Below are 24933 nucleotides of genomic sequence, written 5' to 3' on the forward strand. Positions count from 1 at the left end.
CTTGCTCGCGAACGACCGCAAAGCGGTCGCAAATCCAACACCGATTTGGGGCTGCTGCGCAGCCCTTCGCGAGCAAGCTCGCTCCCACAGGTACAGCTCACAGATCCTGTTTCAGCCCAAGGGCCGAAGCGGAATCACACACCCCAACGCGGAATGTGGTGGCTCCCCATCGAGATGCACACGTTCTTGATCTCGGCGAACACTTCGAAGCTGTACTGACCGCCTTCGCGACCAGTACCCGAGCCCTTCACTCCGCCGAACGGCTGGCGCAGGTCGCGCACGTTCTGGCTGTTGATGAACACCATGCCGGCTTCGATGCCGCGGGCCAGGCGGTGGGCCTTGCCGATGTCCTGAGTCCAGATGTACGAAGCCAGGCCGTATTCGGTGTCGTTGGCCAGTTGCAGCGCTTCGGCTTCGTCCTTGAACGGGATCAGGCAGACCACCGGGCCGAAGATTTCTTCCTGGGCGATGCGCATCTTGTTGTTCACGTCAGCGAACACGGTCGGCTGGATGAACTGACCTTTGGCCAGGTGCGCCGGCAGGTTGGCCGGACGCTCCAGACCACCGGCGAGCAGGGTGGCGCCTTCCTCGATACCGATGCGGATGTAACCGGTCACTTTGTCGTAGTGAGCCTGGGTGATCATCGAGCCGACCTGGGTTTTCGGGTCGGTCGGGTCACCGACGATCAGGCGCTTGGCGCGGGCGGCGAATTCAGCGACGAACTGCGGGTACACGCTTTCCTGGATGAAGATCCGGCTGCCGGCGGTGCAGCGTTCGCCGTTCAGCGAGAAGATGGTGAACAGGGCGGCGTCCAGCGCGCGCTCCAGGTCGGCATCTTCGAAGATCAGCACCGGCGACTTGCCGCCCAGTTCCATCGAGTACTTTTTCAGGCCAGCGGTCTGCATGATTTTTTTGCCGGTGGCGGTGCCGCCGGTGAAGGAAATCGCCCGCACGTCCGGGTGACGGACCAGCGCGTCGCCGGCAGTGGCGCCGTAGCCCTGGATCACGTTCAGCACGCCGTTAGGGATGCCGGCTTCAACGGCCAGGCGACCCAGTTCGTTGGCGGTCAGTGGCGACAGTTCGCTCATCTTCAAAACCGCGGTGTTGCCCAGTGCCAGGCACGGCGCGGTCTTCCAGGTGGCGGTCATGAACGGCACGTTCCACGGCGATACCAGGCCACACACACCCACCGGCTGGTACAGGGTGTAGTTGAGCATCTGGTCGTCGACCGGGTAGGTGTGGCCGTCCATGCGGGTGCAGACTTCGGCGAAGAAATCGAAGTTGTGCGAGGCACGCGGGATCAGCACGTTCTTGGTCTGGTGGATCGGCAGACCGGTGTCGAGGGTTTCCAGCTCGGCCAGTTTCGGCACGTTCTGCTCGATCAGCTCGCCCAGCTTGCGCATCAGGCGGGCGCGTTCCTTGGCCGGGGTATTGGCCCATTTCGGGAAGGCTTCTTTCGCCGCGGCAACGGCCTGGGCGACTTCCTCGGCACCGCCGCTGGCGACTTCGCCGATGGCTTCGCCGGTGGCCGGGTTGTAGTTGACGAAGGTGTCTTTGCTTTCGACCTCACGGCCGTTGATCCAGTGCTTGATCATGTCGCTCATGCCTCTTTGTTGTACTGAGCGAAGAACTCGGCTTCGCTGACGATTCGGTTGACCAGACGGCCCACGCCTTCCACTTCCACGACTACTTCATCGCCCGGCACCACGTCGGCCAGGCCTTCCGGCGTGCCGGTGGCGATCATGTCGCCCGGTTGCAGGGTCATGAAGCTGGACAGGTATTCGATCAGGTAAGGGATGTCGAAAATCATGTCCGCAGTGGTGCCTTCCTGCTTCAGCTCACCGTTGATCCAGGTGCGCAGGGTCAGCTTCGTCGGGTCAGGCACGTCGGCCACATCGACGATCCACGGGCCGACCGGGGTGGTGGCGTCACGGTTCTTCACCCGCAGGTTGGGGCGGTAGTAGTTCTCGAGGTAATCGCGGATGGCGTAGTCGTTGCACACGGTGTAGCCGGCCAGGTACTCGAGGGCGTCCTCGCGCTTGACGTTGCGCGCCGGCTTGCCGATCACGGCCACCAGTTCGCACTCGTAGTGCATGTACTTGATGTTGTCCGGGCGCCAGGTGATCTGGTTGTGGCCGGTGTAGGTGCCTGGCGATTTGACGAACGCCAGCGGCTCGGTCGGCGGCGCGAAGGCGAGCTCGGCGGCGTGGTCGGCGTAGTTCAGGCCCAGGGCGAACATGCTGCCGGTGGCAGGCGGCAGCCACTCCACCTGGTCTTCGGCGATCAGGCGGCCATCGGCCAGGCGCACAGCGTTGTCGGCTTCGACGGTGACCGCGTGGACATCGCCCTGGAAACGGATACGAGCGTGTTTCATCAGTGCGACTCCTCCTCGGCAACGATGGGGTTGGCCAGGCGGCCCAATCCGGTGATCTCGATTTCGACGTGGTCGCCCGGCTTGACGTCGGCGCGGCCTTCAGGGGTGCCGGTGATCAGCACGTCACCTTCATGCAGGGTCATGAATTCGGTGATTTCCGCGATCAGTTGCGGGATACCGCGCACCAGGTTGGCGGTGCTGTTCTGCTGGCGGACTTCGCCGTTGATGAACAGGCGGATGTCCAGGCTGTGCGGGTCGGCGATCTGCTCGACGGGCACCAGTTCCGGGCCGATCACGCAGAAACCGTCGCGGCATTTGGCCTTGACCGCCGGGCGGTAGTAGCTCTCTTCCGGCAGGCTGAATTCGTTGACGATGGTGAAACCGGCAACGTGTTCCAGGGCCTGCTCGGCGCTGACGCGGCTGGCGCGCTTGCCGATGACCACGCCCAGTGCCGGACCGGCCTGCAGGTGTTCGACGCCCTTTGGATAGATGACCGGCTGGCCGTGACCATTGCGGGTGTTAGGGGTCTTGATGAACAGCACCGGCTTGACCGGTGGCTTCTGGTACGGCGCCTGTTCGAATTCGGCGAGACGCTGTTCCAGCAGACCCTTGTAGTTCAGCGCAACGCCGAACAGGGTGCCGGTGGCAGCGTCATGCAGGGCACGGCTCATGCTCTTCTCCTGGCAAGGGCAGGGCATCGGGCGCCCCGCGGGAATAATTGTTAATGTGTTAACGTTATAATTAAGATGTTAATGAAATGCAAGCTGCCGTTTCATCCGTGCAGCGGTAAGCTGCGCGCAGAACAACAAGCGGTACGGGTACAGAGCCATGAGCGATCGCACGCCGATCCCCAACATCAACATCGGTCAGGTCTACGACCAGCGCTACAGCGATTCGGAAGTGCACTACGACAAGCTCGGCAACCTGGCGGGCTTCTTCGGTCGCAATATGCCGGTGCACCGGCACGACCGTTTTTTCCAGGTGCACTACGTCAAGTCGGGCACGGTGCGGGTCTATCTGGATGACCGGCAGTACGTCGAATCCGGGCCGATGTTCTTCCTGACGCCGCCGACCATTCCCCATTCGTTCGTCACCGAGCCGGACGCCGACGGCCACGTGCTGACCGTGCGCCAGCAGCTTGTGTGGCAGTTACTCGAAGCCGACCCGGCGCTCGCGCCGGGACCGCAAGTGGCGCCGGCGTGTGTGGCATTGACGGGGCTGGAGGGTAATTTCGCCGTGGAGGCGCAGCGACTGGAACGGCTGTTCGAATTGCTGCATGGCGAAGTGAATGGCGACGAAGCGGGTCGCGGCGCGGCGCTGCACAGCCTGACGCGGCTGATCATGATCAGCCTGTTGCGCCTGTGTGCCCGCTCACTGCCGGCGCGCTCCACGCGGCATGAGGACTTGTTGATTTTCCATCGCTTCAACGAACTGATCGAAGCGCATTATCTGGAGCACTGGCCGTTGTCGCGTTATGCCGAAGGGATTGGCGTGACCGAGGCGCGGCTCAACGACATCTGCCGGCGCATCGCCGACCTGCCGTCCAAGCGTCTGGTACTGGAGCGGTTGATGCAGGAAGCCAAGCGGCTGCTGTTGTTCACCGGTAGTTCGGCGAACGAGATCTGCTACAGCCTGGGGTTCAAGGACCCGGCGTATTTCAGCCGGTTTTTTCTGCGGTATGCGCAGATGACGCCGGGGGAGTATCGGCAGCGGCAGGGTGGGTTGCGTTGAGGTGATGGTGTTGGCCTCATCGCCGCAGTTTGGCGATGAGGCCGGAAAAGCCAGACAGATTTCTCAGCCAGCCACTTTCAGCTCAGGCACCGCCACCCGCCGCAGCTTTTCCCGCTCCCCGCGGAAGTGCGGAAGAATGTGTTCCCCCAACCGATACGCCTCTTCCAGATGCGGATACCCCGCCAGGAAGAACACATCGATCCCCAGTTCGTTGTACTCGCGAATCCGCGCCACCACGTTTTCGTAGCTGCCCACCAGCGCCAGCCCCGGCGGAATCCCGATGTAGCCGAACCCGGCCCAGACATTGGGGTAGATGAAGAAGTCATCGAACTGACGGCTTTCCTCGCGGCTGCCGTATTCCTCTTCATAGCTCAGCTTTCGCGCGCTGCGCAGTCCGGCGTGCGCGGCCGCGGCCTTGATGGTGTTCTTGGCAACGCCTTCATCGAAGAAGCGCTTGGCTTCGACATGCGCCAGTTCCTCGGTCTCGCGGGTGATGACGTCGATGGACAAACCGAAGCGGATATCACTGCGCCCGTACTTCAAGGCCCGCGCGCGGATATCGGCGATCAGCTTGCGAATTTCGTCCGGATGCTCGGCGCGCATCAGGTAGAAGTCCGCGTGCTTGGCGGCGAACTCGCGGCCGGCGTTCGATGAGCCGGCGGTGCAGATCAGCGGCAACTCGGCTTTCTTCTGCGGGCCGCGCAGGCCGCCGCCCTGGGCTTTGTAGAAGTCGCCGTCATAGTGGAAGTCTTCCGAGTGCCAGTAGCCCTTGACCACATCCATGAACTCGGTGGCGCGGGCGTAGCGCTCGTCGTGGTCGCTGAAATCGCCGACCTGGCGCTGCACGGTGTCGGAACCACCGTTGATGATGTTCCAGATCAGCCGGTTGCCGGTGGCGCGCTGGTAGGTGGCGGCCTGTTGCGCGGCCACCCACGGCGTGTAGTGGTACGGCTGGAACGCCGCCACGTAGTTCAGCGTGCGGGTTTCCCGGGCCAGCAGCGAGCACACCGTCCACGGCTCTTCGCCGTAGGGCGCGTTGACCATCAGCACACCGCCGAAGTTGTTGATCTCGGCGGCCCGGGCGATCTGTCCGAGGTAATCGATGTAGGTGAAGTGGTCGCCGACACTGAAGCCGGACACCGCGCCGGTGCTGTCGCTGCCGGCATGCCAGTCGCCGCGGTTGCGCGGGTCGCCGGGGAGGAACTGGGTTTCGCCGTGAAGGGGCAGGCGGGTGAAGAATTCGATACTCATGGCGAAGTCCTTATTGCACGGTGGGGTTGCAGACGGGGGCGACAGGCTGGCCGCTGAACACCTTGCGGGCGAACGGCAGCGAGTCCTTGAGCGAGGCGTTCACCGTCTCGCTGTGGCCCAGGCCCTTGTACAGATGGCCCTCGACCACCGAGCCGGCGTTGCAGGCGTCCTGCATCAGCGCCACCTGGGTGGAGGCGGCGGGCGTCTTGTCCTCGGCTCCGGTACCGATGAAGATCGGCTGCGCCAGTTTCAGCGTCGGGTAGCTGACCTGCGCCTGCCAGGCTTTCAGTTGTGCGCCGTCGTTGACCTTGCGGCTGTTGGCCGGGGTCAGGCCGGTGCCAATGACGTCCGAGACCAGCGACGACAGGCAACTGGTGCGCGCCTGTTCGAACAGCGGCAGGGCCTTGTCGGTGTAGAAGTCACGCGGGTTGATGTCCGGGTTGTACTGCTGCGCCGCGAGCAGGGTGTAGAAGCCGTAGGCGAGGGCGGCGTCGACCTTGTTCGGGTCCTGCTCGCCGACGTTTTTCTCGCCCACGGTGTAGATCACGCCCGTGCCGACACTGCCTTTCAGGCCCAGGTCCGGGGCGTAGGTCGGCGCGTAGGCGGCCGAGGCGAAGGCGCCGGCGCCACCCTGGGACTGTCCGAGCACCAGCACCTTGTTGGCCAGCCCCGGCACGCCGCCGATCACCGCCCGCGCTGCATCGAGGATGCCGTAGGCGGCCATGCGGTTGTTCAGCAGCGGATGTCCGCCGGGGACGCCGAGGCCCTGATAGTCGGTGGCGACGATGGCGTAGCCCTCGCTCAGCCAGCGCGCCAGGTACTGCACGTCACGGTACGAACGCCCGGCCCAGGACGGCGCGCAGATGTCCGCCACGCCAACGGTGCCGTGGCCCCAGGTGACCACCGGCCAGCCGCCTTCCGGCGCCTTGCCCTGCGGAATGAACAGCGCGCCGGACACCGCCACCGGGGTCTTGCCGTCGATGCCGTCGGTGGAGCTGTAGAGAATGCGCAGTTGCTTCGCCGAGCCGGGCAGGGCGAGGGTGTTTTCCAGAGGCTCGCTGCGCAGCAGCTTGCCCGGTGTCGCCGGAATGGCCTTTTCCCAGGTGTAGAACGCCGAGACACGACCATCGCCTTGCTGCGGGTCGGGTTTTGGCGCGTAGGTGTCGGCGGCGAAGGCGCTGAGGGAGAGGGTCAGCAGACTCAGCCCGTAGGCCAGCTTGTGCGGGAGTTTCATGAAGGGTCCTTGAAGAAAAGGCAGTCCCCAGCCCTAGAGCGAAACCCATGCCAATTGTCTGGAAATAGGCTGTAAGCCACGGATCGCAGGGCTTTCAGAAGAAATACGGAAGCGCCACTGTTGCCTGGCGTGCTGGCCGTTGAGCAACGGGTGTTGCCCGGTTGCTGCTGGAGCAGCAGTTTGATCGGTTAGCTTTTTTTAGAATATTCAAATGCAAATTAATAATTATTTGTTCTAATTTGTTTCGTGCACTATGAAGGCGCGCCACCCATGCCAGGAATGCCTTTATGTCGCTGCTTACCCATCCCAACGCTCGCGAGCTGACCAAATCCGTTCGCGCCACCGTACTGGTGTTCAAGGACCCTCGGTCCCAGGAACTGCTCAGCCGCATCGAGCGCCTGGCGCCCAGCGAAGCCAACACGCTGATCATCGGCGAGACCGGTACCGGCAAGGAGCTGGTGGCGCGCCATATTCATCAATTGAGCCGACGCGGTCGCGAGCCGTTCGTCGCGGTCAACTGCGGGGCCTTCGCCGAAAGCCTGGTGGAGAGCGAACTGTTCGGCCACGAGAAGGGCGCCTTCACCGGCGCCACCAACGCCAAGGCCGGCTGGTTCGAGGCGGCCAACGGCGGCACTTTGTTCCTCGATGAGATCGGCGATCTGCCGTTGAACATGCAGGTCAAGTTGCTGCGGGTGCTGCAGGAGCGCGAAGTGGTGCGCCTCGGCTCGCGCACACCGGTGCCGATCAATGTGCGGCTGGTGGCGGCAACCAACGTCAACCTGGCCGACGCCGTGGTGGCGGGCAATTTCCGAGAAGACCTGTTCTACCGCCTGCACGTCGCGACCATCCGCCTGCCGCCTCTGCGCGAGCGGCCGGGCGATATCCTGCCGCTGGCGGAATTCTTCGTCGAAGAGCACTGCCAGCGCCTCGGCTACAGCCGCGCCAGCCTGAGTCTGGAAAGCGAACGCAAGCTGCTGGCGCACAGTTGGCCAGGCAACATCCGCGAACTGGAAAACGCCATTCACCACGCCTTGCTGGTCTGCCGTCAGCAGGTGGTGCAACCGGGCGACCTGCACCTGGTGGACATGCGTCCGATGGGTGTGCGCGTCGAGGAACACGCCTTGCCGCTGCGCCTGCCGGCTGCACCGCCGGATCTGGAAGCGGCGTTGACCGCGCTGTTCGAACAGAACATTCCGGACCTCTACGAGCACATCGAAGAAACCGTGTTCCGCACCGCCTACCGGTTCTGCCACGGCAACCAGTTGCAGACCGGGCGGCTGCTGAACATCAGCCGCAATATCGTCCGGGCACGCTTGGAGAAAATCGGTGAACTGCGCCGCAGCGACACGGCGCAGATCTGATCAGATCAGGCGGGTCAGCAGCCAGTACAGGCTGCCCGACAGCAGGATCGAAATCGGCAGGGTCAGCACCCAGGCCATCGCCAGGTTGAGGATGGTCCGACCCTGCAGGCCCGAACCGTTAGCCACCATGCACCCGGCGACCCCCGACGACAACACGTGGGTGGTCGAGACCGGCAGACCGAAATGGTCCGCCGCGCCAATGGTGCACATCGCCACCAGCTCGGCGGAGGCTCCCTGGGCGTAGGTCAAATGGGTCTTGCCGATCTTCTCGCCCACCGTCACCACGATGCGCTTCCAACCGACCATGGTGCCCAGCCCGAGGGCGATGGCCACGGCCACCTTGACCCACAGCGGAATGAAGCGGGTGGCGTCGTCCACTTGCTTCTGGAACAGGTGCACGGTGCGCCGTGTGTCGGGATCGACATCCAGCAGCTTGTGCTTGTCCATCAGGCGGATCGCCTCGCTGGTCAGGTACATGTCGTTGCGCACGTTTCCCATGGCCTCGGCCGGAATGCCGGCCAGCGAACCGTAGCTGCCCACCTGGCGGCCGATCGTGCCAGCCAGTTCGGCCAGCGCGGGGATCAGTTCCGGGCTCGGAGCGGGGCTGCGGATGAACGCGGTCAGGGTCTGTCGCGCATCGGCGGGCGCTGCTTGCCTGGCATGGCTGGCCAACGCCACGCTAGTGGTCTCGGCCATCGCCACGAACTGCTGCGATTGCTCCTCCGGCATGGTGCGGTTCAGCGCGTAGGCCATCGGCAGGGTGCCGACCAGGATCAGCATGATCAGGCCCATGCCTTTCTGCCCGTCATTGGAACCGTGGGCAAAGGACACCCCGGTGCAGGTGACGATCAGCAGGCCGCGAATCCACCACGGCGGTGGCGTGTTGCCCACTGGTGCCTGGTACAGCGCCTTGTGCTTGACCAGCTTGCGCAAGGCCAGCAACAACAGCGCGGCGCAGGCGAAGCCGATCAGTGGCGAAAACAGCAGCGAATAGCCGACTTTGCTGGCTTGGGTCCAGTCGACGCCACTGGTGCCGTCGCGACTGTGCATCAGCGCATTCGCCACGCCGACGCCGATGATCGATCCGATCAGGGTGTGGGACGAAGACGCCGGCAAACCCAGCCACCAGGTGCTCAGGTTCCAGATGATCGCCGCCAGCAGCAGGGCGAAAACCATGGCAAAGCCGGCCGAGGAGCCGACCTGCAGGATCAGCTCAACCGGCAGCAGGGCGATGATGCCGAACGCCACGGCGCCGCTGGAAAACAGCACGCCGAGGAAATTCCAGCAGCCCGACCAGACCACCGCGAAACGCGCCGGCAGCGAGTGGGTGTAGATCACCGTGGCGACGGCGTTGGCGGTGTCGTGAAAGCCGTTGACGAACTCGAAGCCCAGGGCGATCAACAACGCCAGGCCGAGCAGCAGGAACGGGGTCCAGGTGGTGATCACCGTGCCGCTGGCATCGATGTCGCGAAACAGGCTCCAGGCGGTGTAGAGCAGGGCGCCGATCAACAGGCTGAAGAACAGGACGGTAGGGGTACGGCTCGAACGCGTCTTGAGAGGGGATGCAACGTGCGCGTCCACGGGGGGGATAGCGCTGGTCTGGGTCGTCATGAGAGGGTCCGGGGTGGAATTTCAGGCTCATGCCTGGCACAAAGCCAGCATACAATTGCCTTCAGCAGCCACCCTGACGGGGATCAACGAAACCCCATGGGCAATCGCTAAGCTCAGCGGCAACCAGAAGGACGCCCCGTGAATCTTCGCCTCACTCCCGCCAGCGCTGAACACCTGCCTTTCGCCCGTGACCTGACCCGGCGCGGGATGCTGCGCTACTACTGCCAGTACGACCTGCTGTGGCTGGATGAGGCATTCGACCAGGCCTGGAACTGGCGTGAGCAATGGCGGGTGATGGACGGCGAGGTGCTGGTGGGTTTTTGCAGCCTGAGCCAGGACAGCAAGGCGCTGTATATCCGCGAATTGCATATAGTCGAGTCGGCGCGGGGCCAAGGTATTGGCGCTTGGGTGTTGCGGGAACTTGACGCCTGGGCTGCGCAGCGGCGGTTGCAGTGTCTGCGCTTGACCGTGTTCAAGAGCAATCCGGCCCGCCACCTCTATCTGCGCGAAGGCTTTGTAGAGCAGGGCGAGGACGAATGTTTCGTGCGCATGCAACTAACGTCGCATTGACCCGCATCGAAAGGGGCAGGGCGTCTTGTGCTGCAAATCGCATCCCGTGCATAGTTCAAGATTGTTGACGGCGCAGCGGATGTGCCGGGTTTCCTACCCTTTAGTGGGTGTATTGCAAAGGAATATGTATTCAAATGAAGGGTATAGGATTACGTCTCAGGGCAGAGCGCGAGCGGTTGGGTCTCACCCAGCGAGCTTTCGGTGACATCGGTGGCGTGGAGCCCAACGCTCAAGGCAAGTATGAAAGCGGCGAACGTACGCCGCGGGCTGATTACCTGGCCGCAGTGGCGGCCAACGGCGTCGATGCCCTCTATGTGCTGAGCGGGGTGCCGACCCCGGCAGTGCTGGACAATCTGCGTCCCGGCGAGAATCACCTGTTGGACTGTTATCGGCGGCTACAGCCCGCGGATCAGCAGGCTGTAAGACATTTGCTTGAGAGTCTGGCAGGAACAATTCCAAAGCCTGTAGGCAAAGTAGTATCTGCCTGATCAGACAAGTGGCGTTTTCGTAGTCGAATTTATGTAATTTGACGTCATATTTGTGACGCATTCTGTTAGGTCCACCACGCAATTTTTTGATAAGGTGGCGGGATCCAATTCAGACCGTAAGGCGAGGTGTCTGCTTGATTAGGGTTCTGGTGGTCGATGATCACGATCTGGTTCGTACCGGTATTACCCGCATGCTGGCCGACATCGACGGTCTGCAGGTAGTGGGCGAGGCCGATTCCGGTGAAACGGCACTGAAGGTCACCCGCGAGCTCAAGCCCGATGTGGTCCTGATGGACGTGAAAATGCCCGGTATCGGCGGCCTTGAAGCGACCCGCAAACTGTTGCGCAGCCACCCGGATATAAAGGTGGTGGCGGTGACCGTCTGCGAGGAAGATCCGTTTCCCACGCGCCTGCTCCAGGCCGGCGCTGCGGGTTACCTGACCAAGGGCGCGGGCCTCGACGAAATGGTCCAGGCCATTCGTCTGGTTTTCGCTGGCCAGCGCTACATCAGTCCACAGATCGCCCAGCAACTGGCGCTCAAATCCTTCGAGCCCAAGAACGCCTCGCCGTTCGATAGCCTGTCGGAACGGGAAATCCAGATCGCACTGATGATCGTCGGTTGTCAGAAGGTCCAGATCATTTCCGACAAGCTGTGCTTGTCGCCGAAAACCGTGAACACGTACCGTTACCGGATCTTCGAGAAACTTTCGGTCACCAGCGATGTGGAGCTCACCTTGCTGGCCGTCCGCCACGGCATGGTTGACGCCAACCTCTGAACATGACCCCCGCGTTTGATCCAAGTGCTTTTCTAGCGACCTGCAGCGGCCGTCCGGGTGTCTACCGGATGTTCGACGCTGACGGCCGCCTGTTGTATGTCGGCAAGGCCAAGAACCTCAAGAAGCGCCTGGCCAGCTACTTCCGCAAGACCGGCCTGGCGCCGAAGACGGCGGCGCTGGTTGGTCATATCGCTCAGGTCGAGACCACCATCGTCGCCAGCGAGACCGAGGCCCTGCTGCTTGAGCAGAACCTCATCAAGGAATGGCGCCCGCCCTATAACATCCTGCTGCGCGACGATAAGTCCTATCCCTATGTGTTCCTGTCTGACGGCGCTTTCCCACGTCTGGGTATCCACCGTGGCGCCAAGAAACAGAAGGGCAGGTACTTCGGGCCTTACCCCAGCGCTGGGGCGATCCGTGAAAGCCTTAGCCTGCTGCAGAAAGCGTTTCATGTTCGTCAGTGCGAGGACAGCTACTACGCCAACCGCACCCGGCCTTGCCTGCAATACCAGATCAAGCGTTGCAAGGCGCCTTGCGTCGGTTTTGTCGAGCCAGAAGAGTACGCCGAGGACATACGTCACTCGGTGATGTTCCTTGAGGGGCGAAGCCACCAACTGACCAACGAACTCAATGCCGACATGGAAAAGGCCGCGATGAGCCTGGCCTTCGAAAAGGCCGCCGAGCTGCGCGACCAGATCGCCCTGCTGCGCCGCGTCCAGGACCAGCAAAGCATGGAGGGCGGCAGTGGCGACGTGGACGTGGTGGCGGCGTTCGTCAACCCGGGCGGCGCCTGCGTCCACCTGATCAGCGTGCGTGGCGGGCGCGTGCTGGGCAGCAAGAATTTCTTTCCCCAGGTGGGTATCGAGGAGGAGGTGGCCGAAGTCATGTCGGCCTTCCTTGCCCAGTACTACCTGGGCAACGCCGAGCGCGAACTGCCGTCGGAATTGATCGTCAACGTGGTGCACGAGGACTTCGACGCCCTGCGCTCGGCGCTGGAAACCCTGCGCGGCCGCGAACTGTCCATCAGCCACCGGGTTCGCGGAACCCGCGCCCGCTGGCAGCAACTGGCCGTGACCAACGCCGAACAGGCACTGGGCGCGCGCCTGGCCAACCGCCAGCACATGGCTGCGCGCTTTGAAGCGTTGGCCGAGGTGCTGGGCTTGCCGGAAGTCCCGCAACGCCTGGAATGCTATGACATCAGCCACTCCAGCGGCGAAGCCACCGTAGCCTCCTGCGTGGTGTTCGGCCCGGAAGGTCCGCTGAAGTCCGACTACCGCCGCTACAACATCGAGGGCGTGACTGCCGGCGATGACTACGCCGCCATGCAGCAGGCCCTGACCCGGCGTTTCGGGCGCATCAAGGATGGCGAAGGCAAGCTGCCGGACGTGTTGCTGGTGGACGGCGGCAAGGGTCAACTGAACATGGCCCGCGATGTCATGCAGGCGCTGGCCGTGCCGGACCTGACCCTGCTCGGCGTGGCCAAGGGCGTGACCCGCAAGGCCGGCTTCGAGACGCTGTACCTCAATGACGTCCAGCACGAATTCACCCTGCGCGGCGACTCGCCGGCGCTGCACCTGATCCAGCAGATTCGCGACGAAGCCCACCGCTTCGCCATCACCGGCCACCGTGCCCGGCGTGGCAAAGCGCGGCGCACCTCGAGTCTGGAAGATGTGGCGGGCGTCGGACCAAAACGCCGTCGCGACCTGCTCAAACACTTCGGCGGCTTGCAGGAATTATCCCGCGCTAGCGCGGAAGAAATCGCCAAGGCACCGGGAATCAGCAAAAAGCTCGCCGAGTCGATTTATGACAGCCTGCATAGCGAGTAGAATGCCCGCTCACCTCGCAGCCAGTTGTCCCGATGAATATTCCGAATCTGCTTACCGTTCTTCGTGTCCTGCTCATCCCGATCTTCATTCTGCTGTTCTACGTGCCGTACCACTGGAGCTATGTAGCTGCCAGTAGTGTCTTCGCCATTGCCGCCGCCACTGACTGGCTCGACGGTTATCTGGCCAGGCGTCTGGAGCAGAGCACGCCGTTCGGCGCTTTCCTTGATCCGGTAGCGGATAAACTGATGGTCGCGGTGGCGTTGGTGCTGCTGGTGCAGGTCCACGCCAATCTGTGGCTGACCTTGCCGGCGGCGGTGATCATCGGTCGCGAGATCGTCGTTTCCGCGTTGCGCGAGTGGATGGCGGAGATCGGCGCGAGGGCGCATGTGGCGGTGTCGAACCTGGGCAAATGGAAGACCGCCGCGCAGATGCTCGCGCTGGTAATCCTGCTGGCCAACCCGGCGACGCTCAGCACTTGGGTGGTGTTGGGATATGCCTTGTTGATCATCGCTGCGGGCCTGACCTTGTGGTCGATGGTGCAGTACCTGCGGGCCGCCTGGCCGCACCTGCGGGAAGGTTCAGAAAAAAAATAAAACTTTTTTGAATCAAGGGGTTGACGAAATATTTCAAAACTATAAAATGGCCACCATCAAGACGACGCGGGAATAGCTCAGTTGGTAGAGCACGACCTTGCCAAGGTCGGGGTCGCGAGTTCGAGTCTCGTTTCCCGCTCCAAATATGGCGCTACAGAGTTCTGCAAAGGACTTTGTAGCCAAAGAAAAAGGCCCTTCGGGGCCTTTTTTCGTTTCCGCCGAAAACTGCTGAAAACCACCAGTATCCAGTCATTTTAAGTACACGATTAAGTACACGGATTTTGTGCCTAATCCGGTGGGATGGCCAAGTGATGGCTGGCTACACCTTTGCATCCGTTTATTCGCAGTTGCTGGCGTTTCGTGCGCTTGAGTTGAAGGAGGGGCGGCAAAGCACGCTCTCCCAGATTCGCCGGATCTTCAGGAAAGATGTTCGTCCGCACCTGGGTGGGCGATCAATCTTCGGGATCACCCGGCATGACCTTCTCGATGTGCTCAGTCGAGTCGAACTGCGTGATGCACTGACCACTGCCGAGAAATGCCGCCCCTGGTTCAACCAGCTTTTCCGGTATGCATTGGTCAGAGTGCCCGGGCTCGAAATCAATCCTGCGTTCGACCTGGATGTCGTCGCCATCCCCAAACCTCCCGTGGATCACAACCCCTTCCTGGAAATGCATGAACTCTCGGTGCTGCTGCCCAAGATGCGCGCCTACGGTGGCGCTGTCTCGACGGTGATGGGGTTGTGCCTGTTGCTGCTGACGGGGGGCGAACGGGTGAGCTTCGGTTGGCAACGCCGGACCAGTTCGATTTGAAAAAGCGCTTATGGGTCATACCGCCAGAAGTGGTGAAGCAGTTTCAGGTCCATATGCGCAAGACGCGCAGAAAACCCGCGGCTATCCCTCCCTACATCGTCCCGTTGTCGCACCAGGCGGTTGAGATCGTCCGCCTGATGCTGAGTCTGGTGCGCCCTGGGCAGCGGTATCTTTTCTCGCATCGTTCCAGGCTCAATGAGCGTATCAGCGAGAACACGCTGAACAATGCCTTGCATCGACTTGGGTATGCAGATCGACTCACGGGGCATGGTATGAGAGCAACCATCACCACGGCGCTCACAGAGCTTGGCTACCCTCAGCAATGGATAGACGCTCAGCTCTCGCACAGTGAGCCTAACAAGGTGCGAGCCGCGTATACGCACGCTCAGTACGTTGAGCAGCGCCGAGCAATGATGCAGGACTGGGCTAACCGGCTGGATCAATTGGAGCAGGGCAGGGTAGCGTTAGCGTGTGAGCGATTGACCACCAGCTTGGAAGGGGCGGTTCTGGACTCGTTGAAAGCACGTGTGCTTGAGGCGGTCGGGTCGGAGCCCGGCGAACTGGGAGGCAAGCCACTTCAGGCTCAAGTCGAAAAAATTGCCCGAAAGCCGTCATCTCACCCCCTTGTGCGTGACGCCGCTGAGGTGCGAGGCCCAAAGCCGGTATCCGAGATTCAACGCCAGCGTGCCGAGATGCTTGCAATCTATGAGTCTCCGACAAATTTGACGGTTCCAGCTTTCGCGAAGCTTGCTGGGAAATCTCGTGATCAAGTCAATCGTGATCTGAAAGCTAAGCGGTTGTTGGCGATTGATTTGGGTAATCGGGGAAGGCGGATACCTGAGTGGCAGCTGGATCCGATGCGCCATGAGCTTGTGTTGGCGGTTTTAAAGCATAACCCGGTTGCTGGCTCTTGGGCGGTTTACCGTGCCTTGACAATGGCGGATGCAGATATGGGTGGAGTCGGCGCTATTACCTTCGTGACGTCGGCTAATTTCGAGCGCGTGTTGTCAGCGACTATCAATCGCCTGTGAAGACCATGAAGCTGGCGGAGGCTTTGTCTTCTTTCGTACGAGGTGGGTCTCAGAGCCAGCCTCTTTCCTTACAGTACGAGTTTCTAGGCTCTGTACGAAATCCCGAGAAACCCAATCGGCGCCCTTTGGAAGCTGAGCTTGCGTGGGCGACCTCGTTGGCCTGATGGAATGCTGACGTCGTCCAGCAGTGGTTGGGCGTAACTCATGTCACTGGCTTGACCGCCAGAGAGAAGGAAGCGCAACCGTGTCCCGTTGGCGTCGCAGAGCATGTGAATCTTGGTTGTCAGGCCGCCGCGACTACGGCCTAGAGCGTGATCGGCAGGCTCGTCAGGCCCCCTTTTTTCCCGGCGCCAGAAGAGGCTCGGGTTGCACGTACTGCGGTTGAGTCGATCATCCAGGTTTGCACATCGATCAAGCCTTGCTCATTCAATCTCAGGTGCAAGCGTTTGAGCATCTGATCGAAGGTGCCCTGGTTTCGCCAACCCCGGAACCGTTGATACACCGTTGACCATGGGCCGAAGCGTTCCGGCATATCTCGCCACGCAGCGCCCGAACAGAGTACCCAGAGTACGCCATCGAGCATCAGCCGGTCGCTCAGGCGGGGCCGCCCCCGACCATGGGTTTCAGTGAAGAGATCGGCGACCACTGTCCAGGCCTCATCCGAGAGTTCGTAACGCTTTGCCATCACAGGATTCCTTTCCGTAGATGGCCGGGAATCCTAGTGAATTTCAGCTTCCAAAGGGCGCCGATTGGGTTTCTCGGGATTTCGTACAGAGCCTAGCACTTGGCTCGATTGCAGGCGCGGCTATTGGCGACCATGGTGATTTGGCCGGATGTCCACCGGTAACCCGTAGGCGCTGCAATTGCGTGTGCGCCTCGCCACAGTCCGAAAATGTCGGCCAGCACTTCGTCATGAGACGGCCTGCACGCACCACTTCCGACGTAAGCAGGACTTCGAAAGCAGACAATGCCTACAAGCAGCAGCGAGAACGGGCACCCCCGGCTTTCGCCGCCACGCCAGCCTTAACGGACCTTCTTCACTGAGCAATCCTTGGCGGTCCCCCAGCGGGGGTATACGAAGACTCTGGTCGTACTGCGGGTGCTGAGCCTTGGTCAGCGGGAGTATATGGTGTTGTCGCGCAACGTCGCCTGCACCTCGCGGAGTGTTTCCTCTTTCTCAGCCTGCTGTTTAGCCAGAGAGCTTTTAGGGCCGGTGAATGTGAGGATTACAGGTGTACTTGCTCCGTCGGTGGCATCGCGGGGCAGGTAGGACACCGTCCACTCGCCGTTCGCGACCGCGAGGATTTGGGTGTCGCCTTCGACCTGGACCAAGGGTGGATAGCCTTGGGCAGCCCGCATTTCGTCCGTACGTGAGGTGATCGCGGCACCCCACTGGGCTGGTAACTTCTGCATGTCGCCGAAAGCGTCTTTCATGTGGCTTATCTGCAGCTCGACTTCATCCGGGTCGCCGTCGAATATTTTCATGTAGTAAAGCTTCCCGGCGTCGCTCGCTTCCTGCCGAAGCGCAACAGCCAGTTGTTCGACTTCGTCCTGGACGAGGATCTGTCCACTAGCAGCAACCGCATCAAGAACTGCACGTTCGTTGCCTCCTGACGCTGCGACGGTCAGTGCCGTGATGGCGGCCACGGTCGCTGCCTTCTTAACCTGGCGCATCTGCTCGGTGGGCAGTTGCTCGGTGATGTTGTTGGTAACGCTGGTGATCAGCGAGGCGCGGATGGCGCTTTCTGCGGATTGCTTGTCGTAGGTAGTTACCATCGCCTTGGCACCGGCTATGGACGCATCTGCGAGGGCTTTCTTGAGTGGCGCGTCTTTGAAATTCGGGGGCAGATCGATTAGGCCCTGGGCTGTTTGGGCGCTGATCTCCTGGAAGATCGCTCCCCGGATTGCTTCTTCGCTTCCCGCGCCGGAGGCGGAAGCCTGCGCCGCAGCGAATGCGGCTGAGGCGCTGACCTTCTTTGCGACTTCTGTGGCCGTGCCGCTGGGCATATCGGCGATGCCGCTACCGACAGCCGACACCACCCCACTCAGCACGCCCTGTTTAAGAGCGAGCTCGGCGTCGCCAGTGGCCTTGTAGGTCAGCCAGGCTGTATATGCAGCGCTGCCCGCCGGACCTCCATAGGTCGTGGCGGCGAGTTGTCCCGCGGATGCGATATATTTGTTTTCCAACGCGGCCTGTGCGGCGTTATTGTCGGTGTTCTGGTATTGCTCGATGTTGAGGCCCCAGATAGCATCGACCACCTTGCCTTCGCGAAGTCTGCGCTCGGCGCTTCCAATTGAGTCGCCGATCCCGCTGATCTGCCGGCGGTTGAATCGTTCGATGGCCTTGGCGACATCCAATGCTTCGGACGCCGTTTGCTGGACGAGTGATACCTGCTGGTTAAGCAGGTCCTGCTGGAGCTTAAGAGTAGCCAGATAGGTCTTGCTGGCTTCGGACAGCACTTCTGTGACGGTGCGCGTGCCGTCCTTCAGGATCTGCGTGACGACCTTGTTCCCGTTCGCAAACACTTGGGTGAAGATTTTTGTGCCGTTGGCGGTCTCATCGAAGACGCGAACATAACCATCGCGCAGCGTCTCGGTTATCGTCTTGCTTCCATCGGCCAGCAACTTTGTGATTCGCTTTTCGCCTTCCGGGAACGTTTCCGTGATCAACTTGACACCTAAATCCAGGTCTTGTGTGACTTGAATCACCCCGTTCGGAAACATCACAGTAACCAAAGGCGCGGCACCAGGGATCTGTTCGGTCACTACCTTAACGCCGTTTGTGAGCTCCTGCGTGATCCGTTTGTGACCGTTGGTAAGGATTTCGGTCGAAGTATTGACGACATTCTGAAGCGTATCTCCCGCATCTCCGAGTGGTTTACGGAAGAAAGAGTTACTGCCTCCAAACAGATCGCTTTTGGCCGGCAGCGCGCAGGTCAATGTAGCCAGCAAGATCGAAATTTGAATTCGGTTCATGGCTATGCACTTGTCATGTTGAAGAACATTAGTGTTTATAGAGCTTGGCCGGAGGAATTACAATCCGATGGGTATTTATGTACAGCCACGGGTCGTACAGAGATAGCGGGCCTGCTGCGCCTGGGCGCGCGGGGTGGCGACGCCGGCCGGTGAGATCGAGGAAATGTTACCCGCATCAGTGGGTTCCGGCCTGCCTTGAGCGAGTCTGGCGAACGCTTCGCAGGTTCGAATGAGAATCTGCTAAGGAATAGATTTTGGACCACCATGTGGTCTTTATAGAATGGACGCAGGATTTAAGCTAAATGAAAAACCTTTCGGCATTGGCCAAGCGACTAGGCTCTTTGCGCTTCTGGATCAGCACGTTGGCTCTTGGGGGGCTTGCCTTTTGGTGTGGGCGCAAACTGGTCGATCTGAAACTGACGGATAAGTACCAAGCTCTCGACCCTTCGATACAAGAGTTGCTGTCTGTGCCGGAGTGGTGGCTCGAAACGCTTGCCGGCGCGTGCATCCCCATGTTCGTGATTTTCGCGTTTCAGTTTTACACATTGAAGTTGTTCACTGACAGCGACCTCAAGGAAAAGTTAATAGCCGTGCTGCCGTTCTTGCCGAAGCTTGGCTGGCTGGCCGGAAAGCCGATCATGTTCATGCTGATGACCGGCACATTTCTCATGGGCATGGCATCCCGCCTTAACGGTCTGGCATTAACCTTATCCGGGGGCGCGGGGCTGCTCATCGTGATGCTGGGGTTCGTAGTCAAGTACAACTACAATTTATTGCTTAGTGGCCGTAACTTTGGCAAGTGCACATTCTCCTTGGCTATTTGGCTTGGCCATCTATGTCTACTCATAGCCATCGGCTGTTGGCTATACGCAGATGCTTGGGCACCGTTTAAACAAGTGCTCTGGCTGGCGAAGAAGCTCGCAGTCTGAATGCGCAGTCGGAGGGTCCCATACCCCGCGCGTCCGCTCAGATCAGGAGCCGGCAAGGTCTTGAAGTGATACAGCGCAAAATCATGTAACTGAGTGGAAAGTTTTCTGTGAAAGCCCCAACGAAACCCTTGGCCCTATTGTCCAGCGGGTAACGAGCTCGGACCTCTTAAACCCGCCCCGACGCGCGGAGCAGAGCGTCCACGAGCCGATGACCGACTGGTGCTAAATGGCGTTTTTGGGTGCTGTGCTCCGGTGCGACCTAGCGAGACATGCCTGAGCGATACGGCCTTAGGTCTACGGTTTATCAACGGTTTTGAGACTGGTGAAACCGAGAGCGTAATGTCATCAAACGACTGGCTGGCTGAAGGAGCATCGTCGCCTGGCAACCGGTTACTGCAAGCTTGCAACAAGTTATGCGGCGATGGTCACTTTGGCCTGCTCGCGGAGGTGCTCACGATACTACTTTCCGTACGGTGCCTAGTTTGCCTTTCTAGAATGTCCTGGCCGAAATAGGCCCAGCATCAGCCGGGCCTATTGAACTACTGCTTATCCCAGCACGCTTTGAAGCGCCTGCTCCAGCTGTGCTGCGGCCTCATCGGCTGACCACACCGCGTCGCGTTGACGCCACGCCACATAGCCGTCTGGGCGAACCAGAATCGCACCGGCTTCGTGGACTTCGCGGGCCGTTTGCCAGTCGCAGTACAGATCGGCAGTGTCTCTGGCACCGGTGACCACAGTCTTCAGGAATGGTTTGTCCAGACGCTGTGCCGCCTCGACCCAGGCTTGTCCTGCCAGACCAGTCACCAGCGTCATGCTGCCCTTGCCGACCACATCCAGCGTGGAGACGCGCAGACCACTCTCATTCACCAGCCAAGCGTGAGGGATCTTCGCGCCAGGTCGGGTGGTTGCTTGCAGGTGCAGTTCCTTGTCTTTGGCCCAGACCTCATCACCGTCGTGCTCATCGCGAACGACAGCAGATGACTCATAACGCTGGTTCAACTCCACGCCCTGTCCATTGAACTCGAAGTTTTTGATCTCGAGTGCTTTCTGCAAATTGAGGCGGACCTCAACGCCCGCAGGGCTAGGGTCCCGCATCCGATCCAGAAGCTTGGCAACGGTGTCGACGCCATTGCCGAAGTTGAAACATTCTTTCAGCAAGGCGTAGTCCTTACGGGACTGGTTGGCACGTGCGACGATTTGCTTGCCTACCGGAGCACGCTCAGGGGTGTAGGTTTCCAGCAAGCTAGGGCTCGCAAAGCCCTTGACCACATAGGCCAGTTTCCACGCCAGGTTGAAGCTGTCCTGCATGCAGGTGTTGGAACCCAGTCCGCTAGACGGTGGATGACGGTGTACAGCATCGCCGGCGCAGAACACGCGACCGCGAGAATACTCAGTGGCATGAGCCTGGTTCACATACCAGGTGGACATGCGCTCAACGTCAACCACCAGTTCCGGGTCACCGACGAGGAGGCGAATCTTCTGTAGCACGGTTTCAGGAGAGAGATCAGGTGCACCTTTGGCCATGTCGAAGCCCCAGCCAGCGATCCATTGATCCCATGGGTGAATTGCTCGTAGCAGGCCCATACCGATTTCACCGAAGCCAGCTTCAGGAGTGGCAATCCACTGAAGAATGCTAGGGCGGTGTGCAACGTACTTGGAGAGATCTGCATTGAAGATGACATAGGCGGTACCCGCACGAGCCATTTCGCCAACGATGGGAACATCGATTTCTTTCACGACCTTGGAGTTCGCCCCGTCAGCACCGACAAGATACTTGGCTCGTACGGTGTATTCCTGACCGGTCGACACGTCCTTCATGTATGCAGTAACACCTTCAGCATCCTGCTCATGGCGCAGGTACTCGGTATTGAAGCTCACCTGTGCGCCGCGGGCGGCGGCATGCTTGAGTAGGATGGACTCCATCTCTGGCTGGATCAGGTCGAGCATGGTGCAAGGGCTGCCTTGTACGTAGTCACCCTTGCGTTTGTCACCGGTGCCCCAGGTGCGCAGGCGTGCAATTTCTTCACCGCCCAGGCTGGTGGTGAAGAGCGTGTCGCCCATTTGCTCCCATGGAGTGGCTGCCCGAATGACTTCTTCCTCCAGGCCCAGATCACGCAACACTTCCATGGCTCGTTGATTGGTGATGTGGGCGCGGGGCGAATTAGCCAACCAGTTGAACATGGTCACCATCTTGACCCTTACACCATAGGTGGCAAGCGCTACGGCAGCAGTAGCACCAGCAGGACCAGTACCGATCACCAGCACGTCAGTATCGAAGTTGTTGGAGGTGGTCATTTCTTATTCTCCAGGCATTACATATTGATGCTCTGAACCTGTGTGCAAACTCGGAGCATGGATGGAAACCAGAACACCGACGCAGAAGCAGTCGCTACTGATGAGGTATTCGGGAAAGGGAAATATTCAGGGAGGTGCAGCGTTCAGTCAGAGCTCAGTAGAGCGCCGGACTCAACGGTGGTGGGGGTGGTAATCATGAAACCTCCTGATTTTGTATTTGTTTTCAGGCTATCGATTGAGGGGCTAGCAAGACTGCCTTGACGGATCGAGCATTTTTCCAATTTGTGCTTGCATGCTAGCATGCAAGAATTCGACTCGCAATCATCCGAAATTGCCTTTCGTCCCGCCAAAAAAGCCACGGATAAACCGTGGCCAAGGAGCGCGTCACAACCGAGGAGCAGTGAGACTAAAAATCACCAGAGCGCGAATGAATAGTCGATATTCACTCGAAGCTCGTTGTCATCACGATGAGTTGCACCAGGGCCAAAGTCATTTCGGTACCAGGCATGTCTCACCCGAAAAGCCACGTCCTTGAACGTGCCGCTCTGGACAACGTAGGACAGCTCCAGATCTTTCTCGCTTTCCTTCAGATCGTTGCCACCAAGCTTTGGCAGGTCGATATTGTCGCCGCTCACGTAACGCAGCATTCCCTTTAGACCTGGGACGCCAACGCCCGCGAAGTCGTAGTCATACTTGACCTGCCAGCTTCTCTCTTTTGGATTGAGAAATTCAGAACTCAAGGTCCCCTCGGTAATGACCAAAGGCTCCGTACCGAAGAGATAGGGCATGGCTGTGTCGCCGGTCAGTTGCATGTAGCCTGCGCCAAGGCGGTGAGAGTCCAGTTGATAGCTCAGCATCAGAGCGGTGTTACGGTTGTCCACCTTGCCGGCCTTGGCTGCGCCATGCTCTCTGGAGTCATAGAAGCGGAAGTCGGCAGTCAGTTTTCCTGGGCCGACTTGGCGGCTATCCACGAACCCGAGGTAATTCTTGTGGTAGATGTCCTCCAGCTCGGCGTAGTAGTACTTCAACGTCAGGTTCTTCGACCATGCGTAATCGCCCCCCAGGAAGTAGAACCCATCCGATTCAGCCGCGCCGTTGAAGCGACCGTTAGGCGCTGAAACTCGCATCTTCTGGTAATCGGTCGAGTCCCGAAGGTTGATCCGATCCAGCCAGCCGGCGTGCAGCGAGAGATCCTCAATGTCCTGAGACCTGAGGTACGTGCCGCGGAAGGTTTGAGGCAGCAGTCGGGTGGGGCTCGCAAACGCGATGGGCAAGAAGGTGCTGACGGTACCGAGCTGCAGCTCAGTCTTCGATACTTTGACCTTGCCTGTCAGTCCTACCTCGGAATACTCGTCAGCAGGTTCTCTGGTACGTGCTGAATAGGGCAACAGTCCGGTACCGACGCGGTCACTGGAAGAGTCCAGGCGCACCCCCAGCATCGCTTGGGCATCCAGCCCGAATCCAACGACGCCCCCAGTGAACCCAGACGTGAAGTTCACGATGAAACCCTGGGCCCATTCTCTGGCTGCGGCCTGGGGTGTTTCGTTGATGTAGTTTCGGTCGAAGTAGTAGTTGCGCACGGTGACCTTGGCCTTTGAGTCTTCGATGAAGCCGGCAGCCTGGAGAGAAGCCGCGTGCGCAGCCAGCAGGCCCGCAAAGGCCACTTTCTTGGAGTGTTTCATGTCGATGTCTTCTTTGTTGTTTTTATCGTTGAAGTAGCGCGTCAGTCAGGCGACCGACGTGGTGGGCGCCGGGCCTTTCTTGATCGAAGAGAGGTAAAGCAGAGACATGGCTGCCAACACCAAACCCGGCGCCGATGCGAGCATGACGCCACTTGTCCCAGCTCCGAGTGCCATCATCTTTCCGATGACAAGCGGACCGGTCATTGCACCAATGCGGCCGACAGCCACAGCGGCACCTGTGCCTGTTGCACGGCCATTTGCGGGATAGAACTGAGGCGCCAGCGCGTACAACACGCATTGGCCGCCGGTGGTGAAGATACCTGCCAGGAAGCCCGCAGCCATCATCGCGGGCAACGCGGTAGCCGAGGTCAGGCACGCGAGTGAAATCAGGGTGCCGCCGTACACCAGTAACGACATTACCCAGATTGGCAGACGGTCGGTGGCGACTCCCAGCATCAGGGTGCCAATGGCTGCGCCCAGCTGCATGCTCAGTACCACCATGCTGGCTTCATTTGGCTTGAAGCCTTGCCCGATAAGGATGCTGGGCAACCAGTTGATCAGGATGTAGGTCACCATCAGGGTAAAGAAGAAGCTCACCCACAGAAGCAATGTGATTTTAAGCGAGCCATTCTCAACGAGGATGCTTTTGGTCGAAGGCAGTTCAACAGTGGCGCCGCCTGTTTGTGCTGGCTTGTAGAGGTCTGGGAGATAGAACGCCAGTAGGGGAACGATAACCAGGGGAACAATACCACCCACATAGAAAACGAGCTTCCAACCGACGCCCAGATTCAGAAGGCCGATCGCCGCAGCAAGTGCCGCGCCCAGAGGCACGCCGCAATACATCATGCTCACAGCGGTACCACGCATCCGTTCCCCGGCGGCTTCGGATGCAAGCGCGATGAGGTTTGGCAGTGATGCACCAAGTCCAACGCCAGTGAGGAAGCGCGCAAACAGCAACGCACTGAAACTCCAGGCAACGGTGGTTACCAGCGAGAAGACGCCGAATAACGCGACAGAGGCAATGAGCACTTTCTTCCGACCGTATCGGTCCGCCAGCCGGCCACCTACGAACGCTCCGGGCAACATGCCCAGGACGCCGACGCTGAACACCCAGCCCATATCCACTTTGTCCAAGCCGTAGTCGGCAGACATGCCGTGTGCAGCGATGCCCGGCGCTTGCAGATCCAGGCCTTCCATCAGTGCTACGAGGAAGCACAGCATGATGGTAATTAGAAGTTTGGTTTTATCTGTTTTGACAGTCATAGAGACCCCTTTCCAAAGTCTTCAAGAGCTTCGGAAAACACGTGATTGAGTTACTTCATGCGCTTGGTTGTGCCTGGCGGCGTCGATACCAGCGCTTACAGATTCAGGTGCTTGAAGCGGGGGCGATATGTTC

General features: G+C 60.1%; 20 protein-coding genes, 1 tRNA gene and 2 pseudogenes. 12 read left to right on the top strand and 11 right to left on the bottom strand.

Going from position 1 to position 24933, the window contains the following annotated elements:
• Nucleotides 1–134 precede the first annotated feature (134 nt).
• The 3 genes from hpaE to HWV67_RS14780 are packed head-to-tail and all read right to left on the bottom strand — an operon-like array spanning nt 135 to nt 3045.
• On the bottom strand, nt 135–1595 hold the full coding sequence (gene hpaE / locus HWV67_RS14770) for a 5-carboxymethyl-2-hydroxymuconate semialdehyde dehydrogenase (RefSeq protein WP_095159794.1): 1461 nt from the start codon (nt 1593–1595) through the stop codon (nt 135–137).
• 5 nt (nt 1596–1600) lie between these two features.
• Complete coding sequence (locus HWV67_RS14775; RefSeq protein ID WP_110973090.1) at nt 1601–2374, bottom strand: fumarylacetoacetate hydrolase family protein; 774 nt, start codon at nt 2372–2374, stop codon at nt 1601–1603.
• Nucleotides 2374–3045 carry a fumarylacetoacetate hydrolase family protein gene (locus tag HWV67_RS14780; protein ID WP_110973091.1) on the bottom strand — a complete coding sequence of 224 codons (672 nt, stop codon included), beginning with the start codon at nt 3043–3045 and terminating at the stop codon, nt 2374–2376. Before HWV67_RS14780 ends, HWV67_RS14775 begins: the two co-directional genes overlap by 1 nt.
• A gap of 157 nt (nt 3046–3202) precedes the next feature.
• On the opposite strand from HWV67_RS14780, the gene hpaA reads away from it, so the two are divergent.
• Nucleotides 3203–4105, top strand: a complete 903-nt coding sequence (gene hpaA / locus HWV67_RS14785) for a 4-hydroxyphenylacetate catabolism regulatory protein HpaA (protein WP_175651759.1) — start codon at nt 3203–3205, stop codon at nt 4103–4105.
• Between the two features lie 63 nt (nt 4106–4168).
• Here hpaA and HWV67_RS14790 read toward each other — a convergent pair whose 3' ends face one another.
• Both HWV67_RS14790 and HWV67_RS14795 read right to left on the bottom strand, forming a co-directional pair.
• Nucleotides 4169–5356: an LLM class flavin-dependent oxidoreductase gene (locus tag HWV67_RS14790; RefSeq protein ID WP_175651760.1), complete on the bottom strand. Its 1188-nt coding sequence runs from the start codon at nt 5354–5356 to the stop codon at nt 4169–4171.
• A gap of 10 nt (nt 5357–5366) precedes the next feature.
• Entirely contained in the window at nt 5367–6590 is a 1224-nt protein-coding gene (locus tag HWV67_RS14795) for a lipase family protein (protein WP_175651761.1), read from the bottom strand.
• 287 nt (nt 6591–6877) lie between these two features.
• Here HWV67_RS14795 and HWV67_RS14800 point away from each other — a divergent pair, with 287 nt between their 5' ends.
• Entirely contained in the window at nt 6878–7951 is a 1074-nt protein-coding gene (locus HWV67_RS14800) for a sigma-54 interaction domain-containing protein (protein ID WP_175651762.1), read from the top strand.
• Here the strand turns inward: HWV67_RS14800 and HWV67_RS14805 are convergent, their stop codons facing one another.
• Nucleotides 7952–9562, bottom strand: coding sequence for an inorganic phosphate transporter (locus HWV67_RS14805; protein ID WP_175651763.1), 1611 nt, complete (start codon nt 9560–9562; stop codon nt 7952–7954).
• Nucleotides 9563–9700: 138 nt separating this feature from the next.
• Here HWV67_RS14805 and HWV67_RS14810 point away from each other — a divergent pair, with 138 nt between their 5' ends.
• The 8 genes from HWV67_RS14810 to HWV67_RS14840 all read left to right on the top strand — a co-directional run bounded on the left by HWV67_RS14810 (nt 9701) and on the right by HWV67_RS14840 (nt 15655).
• Nucleotides 9701–10132 (top strand): GNAT family N-acetyltransferase, encoded by a 432-nt coding sequence (locus tag HWV67_RS14810; RefSeq protein WP_175651764.1) that lies wholly within the window; start codon nt 9701–9703, stop codon nt 10130–10132.
• A gap of 134 nt (nt 10133–10266) precedes the next feature.
• Entirely contained in the window at nt 10267–10620 is a 354-nt protein-coding gene (locus HWV67_RS14815) for a helix-turn-helix domain-containing protein (protein WP_095159786.1), read from the top strand.
• Nucleotides 10621–10754: 134 nt separating this feature from the next.
• On the top strand, nt 10755–11396 hold the full coding sequence (gene gacA, locus HWV67_RS14820) for a response regulator transcription factor GacA (RefSeq protein ID WP_095159785.1): 642 nt from the start codon (nt 10755–10757) through the stop codon (nt 11394–11396).
• Between the two features lie 2 nt (nt 11397–11398).
• Complete coding sequence (gene uvrC, locus HWV67_RS14825; RefSeq protein ID WP_110973100.1) at nt 11399–13222, top strand: excinuclease ABC subunit UvrC; 1824 nt, start codon at nt 11399–11401, stop codon at nt 13220–13222.
• 32 nt (nt 13223–13254) lie between these two features.
• Nucleotides 13255–13815, top strand: a complete 561-nt coding sequence (gene pgsA / locus HWV67_RS14830) for a CDP-diacylglycerol--glycerol-3-phosphate 3-phosphatidyltransferase (RefSeq protein ID WP_095159783.1) — start codon at nt 13255–13257, stop codon at nt 13813–13815.
• A gap of 66 nt (nt 13816–13881) precedes the next feature.
• Nucleotides 13882–13957 (top strand) — tRNA-Gly (locus tag HWV67_RS14835).
• 169 nt (nt 13958–14126) lie between these two features.
• Complete coding sequence (locus HWV67_RS31715; protein WP_256680118.1) at nt 14127–14624, top strand: tyrosine-type recombinase/integrase; 498 nt, start codon at nt 14127–14129, stop codon at nt 14622–14624.
• Nucleotides 14597–15655: a tyrosine-type recombinase/integrase gene (locus tag HWV67_RS14840; protein WP_256680119.1), complete on the top strand. Its 1059-nt coding sequence runs from the start codon at nt 14597–14599 to the stop codon at nt 15653–15655. The genes HWV67_RS31715 and HWV67_RS14840 overlap by 28 nt, the downstream gene beginning before the upstream one ends.
• 137 nt (nt 15656–15792) lie before the next feature.
• Here the strand turns inward: HWV67_RS14840 and HWV67_RS14845 are convergent.
• Nucleotides 15793–16340, bottom strand: a pseudogene (locus HWV67_RS14845) (IS5 family transposase); the annotation flags it as partial.
• 428 nt (nt 16341–16768) lie between these two features.
• Nucleotides 16769–18631: a hypothetical protein gene (locus tag HWV67_RS14850; RefSeq protein ID WP_175651765.1), complete on the bottom strand. Its 1863-nt coding sequence runs from the start codon at nt 18629–18631 to the stop codon at nt 16769–16771.
• Between the two features lie 302 nt (nt 18632–18933).
• Between HWV67_RS14850 and HWV67_RS14855 the strand changes: the two genes are divergently transcribed.
• Both HWV67_RS14855 and HWV67_RS32115 read left to right on the top strand, forming a co-directional pair.
• Nucleotides 18934–19560, top strand: a complete 627-nt coding sequence (locus tag HWV67_RS14855; RefSeq protein ID WP_175651766.1) for a hypothetical protein — start codon at nt 18934–18936, stop codon at nt 19558–19560.
• Nucleotides 19561–19915: 355 nt separating this feature from the next.
• Nucleotides 19916–20041 (top strand): annotated as a pseudogene (locus HWV67_RS32115) (IS5/IS1182 family transposase); the annotation flags it as partial.
• Between the two features lie 65 nt (nt 20042–20106).
• Here the strand turns inward: HWV67_RS32115 and HWV67_RS14865 are convergent.
• The 3 genes from HWV67_RS14865 to mhpT all read right to left on the bottom strand — a co-directional run bounded on the left by HWV67_RS14865 (nt 20107) and on the right by mhpT (nt 24800).
• Complete coding sequence (locus tag HWV67_RS14865) at nt 20107–21855, bottom strand: FAD-dependent oxidoreductase (protein ID WP_175651767.1); 1749 nt, start codon at nt 21853–21855, stop codon at nt 20107–20109.
• Nucleotides 21856–22268: 413 nt separating this feature from the next.
• Nucleotides 22269–23537, bottom strand: a complete 1269-nt coding sequence (locus HWV67_RS14870) for an OprD family porin (RefSeq protein ID WP_175651768.1) — start codon at nt 23535–23537, stop codon at nt 22269–22271.
• 45 nt (nt 23538–23582) lie between these two features.
• Nucleotides 23583–24800, bottom strand: a complete 1218-nt coding sequence (gene mhpT, locus HWV67_RS14875) for a 3-(3-hydroxy-phenyl)propionate transporter MhpT (protein ID WP_175651769.1) — start codon at nt 24798–24800, stop codon at nt 23583–23585.
• Nucleotides 24801–24933 lie beyond the last annotated feature (133 nt).

It is taken from the genome of Pseudomonas sp. Marseille-P9899, assembly GCF_903166565.1.
Lineage (GTDB): Bacteria > Pseudomonadota > Gammaproteobacteria > Pseudomonadales > Pseudomonadaceae > Aquipseudomonas > Aquipseudomonas huaxiensis.

Excerpts from the sequence above, each read along its gene's own strand:
- hpaE (WP_095159794.1), bottom strand. The coding sequence starts at position 1,595 with ATGATCAAGCACTGGATCAACGGCCGTGAGGTCGAAAGCAAAGACACC.
- HWV67_RS14775 (WP_110973090.1), bottom strand. The coding sequence starts at position 2,374 with ATGAAACACGCTCGTATCCGTTTCCAGGGCGATGTCCACGCGGTCACC.
- HWV67_RS14780 (WP_110973091.1), bottom strand. The coding sequence starts at position 3,045 with ATGAGCCGTGCCCTGCATGACGCTGCCACCGGCACCCTGTTCGGCGTT.
- hpaA (WP_175651759.1), top strand. The coding sequence starts at position 3,203 with ATGAGCGATCGCACGCCGATCCCCAACATCAACATCGGTCAGGTCTAC.
- HWV67_RS14790 (WP_175651760.1), bottom strand. The coding sequence starts at position 5,356 with ATGAGTATCGAATTCTTCACCCGCCTGCCCCTTCACGGCGAAACCCAG.
- HWV67_RS14795 (WP_175651761.1), bottom strand. The coding sequence starts at position 6,590 with ATGAAACTCCCGCACAAGCTGGCCTACGGGCTGAGTCTGCTGACCCTC.
- HWV67_RS14800 (WP_175651762.1), top strand. The coding sequence starts at position 6,878 with ATGTCGCTGCTTACCCATCCCAACGCTCGCGAGCTGACCAAATCCGTT.
- HWV67_RS14805 (WP_175651763.1), bottom strand. The coding sequence starts at position 9,562 with ATGACGACCCAGACCAGCGCTATCCCCCCCGTGGACGCGCACGTTGCA.
- HWV67_RS14815 (WP_095159786.1), top strand. The coding sequence starts at position 10,267 with ATGAAGGGTATAGGATTACGTCTCAGGGCAGAGCGCGAGCGGTTGGGT.
- uvrC (WP_110973100.1), top strand. The coding sequence starts at position 11,399 with ATGACCCCCGCGTTTGATCCAAGTGCTTTTCTAGCGACCTGCAGCGGC.
- pgsA (WP_095159783.1), top strand. The coding sequence starts at position 13,255 with ATGAATATTCCGAATCTGCTTACCGTTCTTCGTGTCCTGCTCATCCCG.
- HWV67_RS31715 (WP_256680118.1), top strand. The coding sequence starts at position 14,127 with ATGGCTGGCTACACCTTTGCATCCGTTTATTCGCAGTTGCTGGCGTTT.
- HWV67_RS14850 (WP_175651765.1), bottom strand. The coding sequence starts at position 18,631 with ATGAACCGAATTCAAATTTCGATCTTGCTGGCTACATTGACCTGCGCG.
- HWV67_RS14855 (WP_175651766.1), top strand. The coding sequence starts at position 18,934 with ATGAAAAACCTTTCGGCATTGGCCAAGCGACTAGGCTCTTTGCGCTTC.
- HWV67_RS14865 (WP_175651767.1), bottom strand. The coding sequence starts at position 21,855 with ATGACCACCTCCAACAACTTCGATACTGACGTGCTGGTGATCGGTACT.
- HWV67_RS14870 (WP_175651768.1), bottom strand. The coding sequence starts at position 23,537 with ATGAAACACTCCAAGAAAGTGGCCTTTGCGGGCCTGCTGGCTGCGCAC.
- mhpT (WP_175651769.1), bottom strand. The coding sequence starts at position 24,800 with ATGACTGTCAAAACAGATAAAACCAAACTTCTAATTACCATCATGCTG.